Origin of the sequence: [Clostridium] symbiosum ATCC 14940, assembly GCF_000466485.1 — a bacterium.
GTDB classification, from domain to species: domain Bacteria; phylum Bacillota; class Clostridia; order Lachnospirales; family Lachnospiraceae; genus Otoolea; species Otoolea symbiosa.
In genome coordinates this window covers 21,004-27,461 of sequence record NZ_KE993051.1, presented here as the reverse complement: position 1 = coordinate 27,461, position 6,458 = coordinate 21,004, and the positions used below count along the sequence as shown (strand labels likewise).

13 protein-coding genes are annotated in these 6,458 nt (G+C 43.0%); all 13 read right to left on the bottom strand.

Annotated features, from left to right (window positions below):
• Positions 1 to 151: 151 nt before the first annotated feature.
• Positions 152 to 562 carry a hypothetical protein gene (locus CLOSYM_RS21780; RefSeq protein WP_044903143.1) on the bottom strand — a complete coding sequence of 137 codons (411 nt, stop codon included), beginning with the start codon at positions 560 to 562 and terminating at the stop codon, positions 152 to 154.
• The gene (locus CLOSYM_RS21775) at positions 531 to 809 is read right to left on the bottom strand and encodes a BRO1 domain-containing protein (RefSeq protein ID WP_021643873.1); all 279 of its coding nucleotides are present in this window, start codon (positions 807 to 809) and stop codon (positions 531 to 533) included. The genes CLOSYM_RS21780 and CLOSYM_RS21775 overlap by 32 nt, the downstream gene beginning before the upstream one ends.
• A gap of 69 nt (positions 810 to 878) precedes the next feature.
• Complete coding sequence (locus CLOSYM_RS21770) at positions 879 to 1,913, bottom strand: tyrosine-type recombinase/integrase (RefSeq protein WP_021643872.1); 1,035 nt, start codon at positions 1,911 to 1,913, stop codon at positions 879 to 881.
• Between the two features lie 105 nt (positions 1,914 to 2,018).
• The gene (locus CLOSYM_RS22870; RefSeq protein WP_021643871.1) at positions 2,019 to 2,300 is read right to left on the bottom strand and encodes a hypothetical protein; all 282 of its coding nucleotides are present in this window, start codon (positions 2,298 to 2,300) and stop codon (positions 2,019 to 2,021) included.
• Positions 2,301 to 2,453: 153 nt separating this feature from the next.
• Positions 2,454 to 2,675: a hypothetical protein gene (locus CLOSYM_RS21760; RefSeq protein WP_021643870.1), complete on the bottom strand. Its 222-nt coding sequence runs from the start codon at positions 2,673 to 2,675 to the stop codon at positions 2,454 to 2,456.
• Between the two features lie 284 nt (positions 2,676 to 2,959).
• Positions 2,960 to 3,196 carry a hypothetical protein gene (locus CLOSYM_RS21750; RefSeq protein WP_021643868.1) on the bottom strand — a complete coding sequence of 79 codons (237 nt, stop codon included), beginning with the start codon at positions 3,194 to 3,196 and terminating at the stop codon, positions 2,960 to 2,962.
• A gap of 288 nt (positions 3,197 to 3,484) precedes the next feature.
• Positions 3,485 to 3,628, bottom strand: a complete 144-nt coding sequence (locus CLOSYM_RS22865) for a hypothetical protein (protein WP_021643866.1) — start codon at positions 3,626 to 3,628, stop codon at positions 3,485 to 3,487.
• A complete protein-coding gene (locus CLOSYM_RS21745) occupies positions 3,625 to 3,969 on the bottom strand; it encodes a hypothetical protein (protein ID WP_021643865.1) in 345 nt (114 codons plus the stop codon). The genes CLOSYM_RS22865 and CLOSYM_RS21745 overlap by 4 nt, the downstream gene beginning before the upstream one ends.
• Entirely contained in the window at positions 3,969 to 4,328 is a 360-nt protein-coding gene (locus CLOSYM_RS22085; RefSeq protein WP_021643864.1) for an RNase H family protein, read from the bottom strand. Before CLOSYM_RS22085 ends, CLOSYM_RS21745 begins: the two co-directional genes overlap by 1 nt.
• A 2-nt stretch (positions 4,329 to 4,330) precedes the next feature.
• Positions 4,331 to 4,618, bottom strand: coding sequence for a hypothetical protein (locus tag CLOSYM_RS21735; RefSeq protein WP_021643863.1), 288 nt, complete (start codon positions 4,616 to 4,618; stop codon positions 4,331 to 4,333).
• Positions 4,605 to 4,727: a hypothetical protein gene (locus CLOSYM_RS23715; RefSeq protein WP_021643862.1), complete on the bottom strand. Its 123-nt coding sequence runs from the start codon at positions 4,725 to 4,727 to the stop codon at positions 4,605 to 4,607. The genes CLOSYM_RS21735 and CLOSYM_RS23715 overlap by 14 nt, the downstream gene beginning before the upstream one ends.
• A gap of 13 nt (positions 4,728 to 4,740) precedes the next feature.
• Positions 4,741 to 5,589: a rolling circle replication-associated protein gene (locus tag CLOSYM_RS21730; protein WP_049943755.1), complete on the bottom strand. Its 849-nt coding sequence runs from the start codon at positions 5,587 to 5,589 to the stop codon at positions 4,741 to 4,743.
• Positions 5,590 to 5,949: 360 nt separating this feature from the next.
• A partial coding sequence (locus CLOSYM_RS22660) for a pentapeptide repeat-containing protein (RefSeq protein WP_207638264.1) occupies positions 5,950 to 6,458 on the bottom strand: 509 nt, incomplete at its 5' end.

Below are 6,458 nucleotides of genomic sequence, written 5' to 3'. Positions count from 1 at the left end.
CGGGCGGTTCCTCAAAAATTTCACCTTCTTTCATAAATAAAAGACGCTTGCATATTTTCACAAGCGTCTTCAAAAAAGGAGTGTACTGTATCTCTTTACAATTATCATGATATTATAATATCATATTGACACGTCCCGTGATTACCCCTCTTTATATTTTTTTCTGGTTTAAAAGCCAGTAAAATTTTCTCCGCCTGTCATAATACATCTTTTTCCCGCACGGAATACCCATGACCATGTTTAGATATCTGTATGTTATATTTTCATCAGTTACCGCTTTAAGTATGTATTGATAAATGTCCGGATCCGATTCTATCGCCGTCTGCTCAATGAGTTGACAATTTCGTTCCAGTTCCATTCTTCTTGAAGCTAATTGTTCGGTTGGGTCTGTTCCTCTTCTTACTGCTGGCATATCTGTTATTTGCAATGATTTTACTGTGCTGGTTCTGTAATTTAACTCTTCTTTCCACTCTTTGTATTGGAGACACCAGTAGTATAATTCCCTGAATCTGTTTTTACTGATACCATATTTATTTTGATTCAGTGAGCGTACACTCCCCATCGGTATCCCCTCCCTTTACATCCGAAACGATTTGTATGTTGCTTATGATATCCTTATGTTTGCGCAGCTCATTAGTCGCCTGCTGCCATCTGGCCGCAAACGTCCTCTTCCTTTCTTTTTGAACTTCTCTTATTAATTCAATCGCCCATTCTAAGGCGGCAACATCTTTATCCCAAATGTCGCCTCTTTCTTGCACCATCGATTGGTGATGCTCTTTTATATCTTGTAATTGTCTTATTCTATTCATTTTCCACCTCAAGGAACGGCCGGCCGAACCGTCCCTGTATACACGCCATAGGCGTTTATGATTGATTTGTTATCCTGCTACTCCATATCGGCGTTCCGCGTCTCTGGCCGCCTCCTGGCTAATCTTTGCATAACACTGTAAAGTTGTATCCACTTTGGTGTGTCCTAACTTCTTCTGTACCATTTCCGCAGGCGCGCCGCGATTAATCATATCGGTTCCACACGTACGGCGGAAGGTATGCGGTGATATCTGTAAACCCTTCAGCCTGACATCGCGGCTCTGGATGGTTTTTAAAATATAGCGTACTCCATCGGCGCTAAGTCGATTGTTCGGTGCTTTCTGACTGACAAACAACGCCTGACTGTCATCTTTTCTTGACCGCAAATATCCTTCGATATGTACTTTAGCTTGCGCTGAGAATCGGATCTCCCGTTCTTTCCTGCCTTTTCCGACGATATTCACCCTCCTGTTTGACAGGTCAATACTATCCCGGTTAAGCTGTATAATCTCTGATACTCGGCCACCTGAGCTGTAAAGGAGGTCGACCAGCGCAAGTTCCCGTTCGTTTTTGCAGCAGCACCGGAATATCTCTCGCTGCTCCGGCGTCAGAATGGAACCCATGCGATATTCTTCTTTTGTTTCTTTTATTCTTTTCATTGGGTCATCGGTAATGACGTCATATTCATAGGCCCACTTGAAAAAAGCCCGGAGTGAACGCACCTTTGAATTGTACGTTTTATCTTTCCATTTCTTCTGCACTTTTCCGCGTGTCAGATATCCGATGACATGCTTTTCCCGTATATCCCTTATTCCGGTCCCGGCATAGAGAAGCAGATTTTTAATCTCGTACCCATACTGCTTGATGGTTGACTTGGTTTTTCCGTCTATGATAAGCTGATTCTGCCAGTCATGCAGAATTTCGAACGTATCATCGTCACTTTTTATTAGCGATGTGGAGTCTTCGTTCTTTATAAACGTGTAGTCGCAAAGATTCATGAAGAGAATTAATTTTAGCTGCTCCATACGGTCAGGTATTATAAACTCACTCGCTGCTACAAGGATATTGTTGATTACCATGCTTGCGCTCATCGTTCCGCTCATCATAGACTTGTCCTCCTGTTTTATTTGATTTTTTGGAGGATAACTGTTATAATATAGTTATCCAGTTTTAGAGTCGGCCGCATCCGCCAAGATAGCCCGGCTCTTTTTCTATGCTTCTTGTACTGCTTTCTCTGTTTTCTGACGCTCCACTTTTATGTATCCTTTTGATGTTATCGACAACTTAGCTTTTAATCCGTTTCCGATGTCCAGGGAGGCAGAATCAAGCTTTTCCTCCACAATTAGCTCAGCAATGTGTTTCAGCAGATTTCTTATTGGTTCATCTGCCTCTTCTGTATCCGCCTGCTGCCCGAACTGCTCCTCGATTGCTTTGCACGCACGTTCTTTCTGTCCTTTTTTCTGGCGTATTCTTTTGCTCCGTAGCAATCGCATAATTCTGTGACCGCTTCATTTACTTTTTCCTGGTCCCACGGAATAAGCGTTTCTATTTGTCCCATCTGGCCGCAAAACGAACAAGCTCCTGTCTGTATTTCAAGTCCGTCTGGCATTTCTCGCTTTATTTCTTTCAAATCATCCTTCAGCATTTTATTCTTCCTCTCCTGCTTCCCTGAAGTAATAACAGGGTTTGCACACTATCATTCCGCGTTCGTTCCTCTCCGGCTCTTCGTCTTCCTCCTGGTGTCCCCACCCTAACGGATGTACTCCGTCCAGTTCGGCGGTGCAGCCTGGGCCGAAGTGGTTCCCCCAATATCTTTTACCCTGCTGCCGGTTTGCGCACTCGGAACATGTTCCATACATTCTTCCCATTGCTCTTTCTCCTTTAAATGTCAATTTAGTAAAGCAAATCTAACATCTGAAAACCTTTGATATGTGATACTCGAAACAAACACGAGCGGCACACATTATTTTCATCTGTCAAAAAATACAACTTTCTTGGGATATACAAATTGGGGTCGTTTTTAAATTTTACCTCACCCGTCTTGTGCAGATACCCATCGTAAACGCTATCGTCAAATAATCTGATTTTGACCTTTTCTCCCAGATGTTCCTCTAACCGACTTCTTGTCATACTTACCTCCTAAAACTTCAGATTAATCAAAATAACCTAACTCGAACCCTAGCTGGGTGCATCCCGCAATAATTGTTCTAAGATCGTCACCGGCACAATGGGACATCACAAACGTTAAAATATCTTCTCCGTTTTCTTTCCTGATTTCACAAAAAAAGCCCTTTTCAATCGTCTCCTCCGTTCCATCTGAATAATGCACTGTAAATTTCTCTACATCTTTTTCATCTTCTACCGAAACACCATCTTCATATTTCTTCAATTGCTTTCCTCCTCTAAATTTTCAGTTTTCAAACACTCCCATGTTCTCTGTTTCCAGTTATATTTCCAGTTTACATCATCAAAAAGATGATACTTTTTACATTTTACACACCATTGCACCTTTCTCATCTGGCACCTTCCTTCCGAAAATCTATCATTTGTTTTTCTGAGAGAGGCCGGTTAACCTCTCTCAGAGGTTCGCTTAAGTGGCATATTTGCGATATATTAACCAAAAAGAGCGAACAGTCAACGGGTTTCTATGTAAAGGGCAAGCGCCCGATACGGTGTTTTAAAATTCTTTTCCTGCTTCCCGGTGTTCTTCCTGGCGTTTTGCCTCGATGTCCGGCTCCCAGTTCTCGCAGCAGGCCCTATCTCCGGCCGCATGCCAGTCACAGCTATATTCTCTGTTGCAATTCATGCATGTCCTATTCATTCTTCCTCCGGCAGCCAGATAAATCCTGGGGCTATTGGCTGTTTCTTTTCTGTGATATAGTTTTTCTGAAAAACTTTCATAAATAATTCATGACTGTACTTTTCTTCAAATAGCTCCTGGGCCTCTTGTTTTAACTCGGCGTCCAGTTCTTTGTTTCCTCCGTGTACGCCTGTTTTTGCGTACCGATGACACCCGGGGCAGAGATGGACTTTTAATCCATAATGCTCTGACAGTTTCCGGTGCTTTGTGCCGTAAAAGATGTGATGTTCTTCCAGGTTCCGGGTATCGCCGCAGTGATAACATTCATAGGCTCCGCGCGGTTCCATGATGCTTCTTGACATTATTCACCTTTCATGACCCGGTGTGGATACGGCTGTAGCAAATCCCATAATTCTTTCCATTGGTCGGCGTTTCGGATCGTGTTTCCATGGGAGTTTTTCCAGTTATTCTTTTTCCAATTTTTAAACCATCCCTGCTGAAATGCGCTGATGATATAGTCCTCTGTCGAATAAACGCTGAGCATGCAGGGTTTATTTAAGGCTTTCAGGCAGCATATTAACGCCTCGAGGGTATTGCTTTGCTTTGATGCACTCCGCTCCCCTTCGATTGCCTTTTTATGTATCTGTTTTTTTGCTTCAAACTGCATTTTACCCCAATATTTATTGGCGTTCGCGCCGATTCTTATCTCGACCTCGTACATGGCTAATCCTTCATCGGGAGCGTGAGAGTCCCGTACAATAAAGAGGGCTTTGTATAGTGCATCACTTTGTTTCTTTCCTCAAATCCCTTCAATTTATCCAGCCTTTTCCACAATGCTTCTGATTTTTTGCTTCTTTTTACCGGGACAAGGTGGACAATGGCTCCGCCAGTCGTAATCCCGAATGCCGATGTGTCAACTTGCAGCTCCTCGGAGTAGGCAGCCAAAATTTCTTTCGCCTGCTGCCAATAAGGCTCTCTAAACTCTTTCGTTGTCCAGTCAGGTTTCTTCATTCTCCTTTTCCTCCAATTCTTTTTTATATTTCTCCCTTATCTCTGCCCTCCTGATACTTCCGATTCCTTTTATATTGATTGCTTTTTCCAGGGCAATCCTGGCGTCCAAAAGGGCCTCTTTTCTAATTTGTTCTTTTTCTTCTGGCTCCGTCCGAAGGCATCGACTTATAAATCGTTCCATTTCTTCCCGGTTCATTTGCTTTATTCGGCGGTACTCTTCCCTTGTGATTTTTACGCTCATGCTTGTCTTCCTTTATTTTTTTAAATGTGTAATATCGGTATGGGTATCCTGTCACCTTTGAGACGCCCTCCGCAATACTGCCTTTATCTAGGTAATACCCTTTCGGTGGTTTCGGGGTCTTTCTCCATGTATCCGATTTTATTATTTTTGTCTTAATGTTCGGTTTTTTTAAGTTCCGGGAGCAAGAATAGCTTAATTTGCTGGGATTATCTGGATCTCTGAAACTGTTTTGTGTCTCTTTTATCAAATAGGCTGCCAGGTCTTCCACTTCTCCATCTTCATATATGACAGAAAAGAATGCTTTTCCCTTTTCCCAGATTCTATTTACTGTTTTTGCCGTATCACCAATCTCGTTTAACACAAGGTGGTGATGGATGGCCGTTCGCTTATATTCTGTGGTGACGATATACTTCAGCTCTTTTCCGCGCTTTTTATATTCCTTGCGGAGCCGCCGGAAGAATTTCTTCAGTGACTTTCTTGCCCCCTCTGGTGTCGGCCGTTCCTCCCTGCGGTATGTCAATTGCATGTGCAGATCTCCAAAGTCAAAATTCGTCGCGATAATCCAGTATAGTTTTTTTATTCGGTTACGCTCGTTGACTTCGGCCATCTCTTCTGTGGTTTTTTTTGTTCTCGGTGCCGGGGTTACTTTTTTCCCATGATAACGGCTGCTGTGATACTCCTTTACCTCAATCCGGTACGGGAGAATGCACATTGTTTTTAAATGCGGCATATCCTTCTCCTTTGGTTCCATGTATAATGACTGTAACAAGGATTAAAGGCCGACGGAATCTATCTATTTTCTTGACTTTTTCCATCGGCTGCCGTATACTTTAAGCAGGTGATTGCTGTGTATACAGCTCGGCTCAGTGCTTGTCAGGGTGCTGGGCCTTTTTCTTTTTCGGCTCTTATTCATTCGTCTCATGCTCTCCACTTTTTAACATCCTTTGGTAGTCCTTCCGCCATTCAAGTATATTTTCCATTTCCTCGTCAAGCGTTCCCGGATGGTACTCCTTTTTTTGTTCCTTATACTCGTTCCAATATTCGGAAACAGTTTCCCGGCAACTGTCGATTATATCTTGCTCCTGTCAAATTAATTTATCTTAATGCCAGTACACTGTTCAAAAATTCCCGCGTCAAAATTTGGCAAGGACTTTATGACTGCTTTTTTGTCATCAGGCAAGTCGTTCCACCATAACTGACCACTTTCAGATTTCTCCATCACTTTGATATAACCTCCTGTTGTTTCATAGGTTTGATGTTCTGCCTTTTCTTCATCCGACATATCAGATTCATATACCCATTCAACAACATTCTTTGGCATTTGATTCAGTAACCATCTTGCATCAGATTCCAACCATTCACGATAGGTCATATCTGACGATTTGTTAAACAGCATGATCTTCTGCTCTTCTGTATTGAAGCATCCCACATTGAAAGAAGATTTGTTCCAGTCCCCGGTGTTGCAGTCTCCGGCGTTGCGATTCCCGGTGTTGCAGTGCCCGGTGTTGCGGTTCCCGGTGTTCCAGTTCCCGGTGTTCCAGTTCCCGGTGTTGCATCGACCAGTACAATTCTTTCCGGTATTCACGATACGCAGCACTT

Coding starts and splice junctions, on each gene's coding strand:
- CLOSYM_RS21780 (WP_044903143.1), bottom strand. CDS start 562: ATGGGGAGTGTACGCTCACTGAATCAAAATAAATATGGTATCAGTAAA.
- CLOSYM_RS21775 (WP_021643873.1), bottom strand. CDS start 809: ATGAATAGAATAAGACAATTACAAGATATAAAAGAGCATCACCAATCG.
- CLOSYM_RS21770 (WP_021643872.1), bottom strand. CDS start 1,913: ATGATGAGCGGAACGATGAGCGCAAGCATGGTAATCAACAATATCCTT.
- CLOSYM_RS22870 (WP_021643871.1), bottom strand. CDS start 2,300: ATGCGATTGCTACGGAGCAAAAGAATACGCCAGAAAAAAGGACAGAAA.
- CLOSYM_RS21760 (WP_021643870.1), bottom strand. CDS start 2,675: ATGGGAAGAATGTATGGAACATGTTCCGAGTGCGCAAACCGGCAGCAG.
- CLOSYM_RS22865 (WP_021643866.1), bottom strand. CDS start 3,628: ATGAATAGGACATGCATGAATTGCAACAGAGAATATAGCTGTGACTGG.
- CLOSYM_RS21745 (WP_021643865.1), bottom strand. CDS start 3,969: ATGTCAAGAAGCATCATGGAACCGCGCGGAGCCTATGAATGTTATCAC.
- CLOSYM_RS22085 (WP_021643864.1), bottom strand. CDS start 4,328: ATGTACGAGGTCGAGATAAGAATCGGCGCGAACGCCAATAAATATTGG.
- CLOSYM_RS21735 (WP_021643863.1), bottom strand. CDS start 4,618: ATGAAGAAACCTGACTGGACAACGAAAGAGTTTAGAGAGCCTTATTGG.
- CLOSYM_RS21730 (WP_049943755.1), bottom strand. CDS start 5,589: ATGCCGCATTTAAAAACAATGTGCATTCTCCCGTACCGGATTGAGGTA.